Origin of the sequence: Arthrobacter sp. I3, assembly GCF_000520575.1 — a bacterium.
Taxonomy (GTDB): domain Bacteria; phylum Actinomycetota; class Actinomycetes; order Actinomycetales; family Micrococcaceae; genus Arthrobacter; species Arthrobacter humicola_A.
The window spans coordinates 233,542-235,274 of record NZ_KI914927.1 but is presented as its reverse complement, the minus strand read 5'-3'; the positions used below and the strand labels follow the sequence as shown (position 1 = coordinate 235,274).

The following is a 1,733-nucleotide window of genomic DNA, read 5'->3' as shown; positions in this document are numbered from 1 at the left end:
GGTGCCGCGCCGGGCCGTTGAGGGCAGGACCGTCACGCAGATGCGCTACGCCCGGGACGGTGTCATCACCCAGGAAATGCGGTTCGTCGCGCTGCGCGAGAACTGCGATGTGGAGCTGGTGCGCAGCGAGGTGGCCGCGGGCCGCGCGATCATTCCCAACAACGTCAACCATCCCGAATCCGAGCCGATGATCATCGGCAAGGCGTTCCTGGTGAAAATCAACGCCAATATCGGCAACTCCGCCGTGACCAGCTCCATCGCCGAGGAGGTCGACAAACTCCAGTGGGCCACGCAGTGGGGCGCGGACACCGTCATGGACCTCTCCACCGGGGACGACATCCACACCACGCGCGAGTGGATCATCCGCAACTCCCCCGTCCCCATCGGAACGGTCCCGATCTACCAGGCACTGGAGAAGGTCAACGGTGAGGCAAACGCCCTGACCTGGGAGATCTTCCGGGACACCGTGATCGAACAGTGCGAGCAGGGCGTGGATTACATGACCATCCACGCCGGCGTGCTGCTGCGGTATGTGCCGCTGACGGCCAACCGGGTCACCGGCATCGTGTCCCGCGGCGGTTCCATCATGGCCGGCTGGTGCCTGGCGCACCACCGGGAGAACTTCCTCTACACCCACTTCGACGAGCTGTGCGAGATCTTCGCACGCTACGACGTCGCCTTTTCCCTGGGCGACGGGCTGCGGCCCGGCGCGACGGCGGATGCCAACGACGCGGCACAGTTCGCCGAACTGGACACCCTGGCCGAGCTCACGCAGCGGGCCTGGGATTTCGACGTGCAGGTCATGGTGGAGGGCCCCGGGCACGTGCCCTTCCACCTCGTCCGGGAAAACGTGGAGCGCCAGCAGGAACTCTGCAAGGGCGCCCCGTTTTACACACTCGGGCCGCTCGTCACGGACATAGCACCGGGCTATGACCACATCACCTCGGCGATCGGCGCCACCGAGATCGCCCGCTATGGCACCGCGATGCTCTGCTACGTCACGCCCAAGGAACACCTCGGGCTGCCGAACAAGGACGATGTGAAGACGGGCGTGATCACTTACAAGATCGCGGCCCATGCCGCGGATCTCGCCAAGGGCCACCCGGGCGCCCACGAACGCGACGATGCCCTGTCCAAGGCAAGGTTCGAGTTCCGCTGGCGGGACCAGTTCGCGCTGTCCCTGGACCCGGTCACGGCCGAGGCTTTCCACGATGAGACGCTTCCCGCGGAGCCGGCCAAGACAGCCCACTTCTGCTCGATGTGCGGTCCGAAGTTCTGCTCCATGCGGATCAGCCAGGACATCCGGGACGAATACGGTTCAGCTGATTCGCAGGCGGCCCTGGCGCAGATGGCGGCCGGAATGCGGGCGAAGAGCAACGAGTTCCTCGCCTCGGGCGGCAAGGTCTACCTGCCGCAGCCCTCGGTGGGGGGACCCGCAGCTTCCTAGGAGGCCCGGGCGTGCTGGTGCCGGCTGACTTCGGCGATGTAGGAGCGGATGGCCCGGTCCCCTTCGGCTGAATCCTGGGGCCGGTGCCCTCCTGGTGCCGTGCGGTGCAGGGCGCCGGTCTCGCGCAGGTAACCGGCGATTTCCTCATACAGCGGTTCCCAGCCGCCGGTCAGGACCAGGGTCGGCACGCCCGGCACGATCTGCAGCGGGGCTTCCCACGGCGGCGCCTGCAGGCGGAGCCGGCGCGCAGCCCGGAGGGCCTCCGGCGTCGTGGCCCCGGGGGCGT

At 67.5% G+C, this 1,733-nt stretch carries 1 protein-coding gene and 1 pseudogene; one reads left to right on the top strand and one right to left on the bottom strand.

Annotated features, from left to right (window positions below; all coding sequences use genetic code 11):
- A partial coding sequence (thiC, locus tag Y706_RS25250; protein ID WP_043436064.1) for a phosphomethylpyrimidine synthase ThiC occupies window positions 1–1,447 on the top strand: 1,447 nt, incomplete at its 5' end.
- Here thiC and Y706_RS25245 read toward each other — a convergent pair.
- Window positions 1,444–1,733, bottom strand: a pseudogene (locus tag Y706_RS25245) (alpha/beta hydrolase); the annotation flags it as partial. The gene thiC and the pseudogene Y706_RS25245 overlap by 4 nt on opposite strands.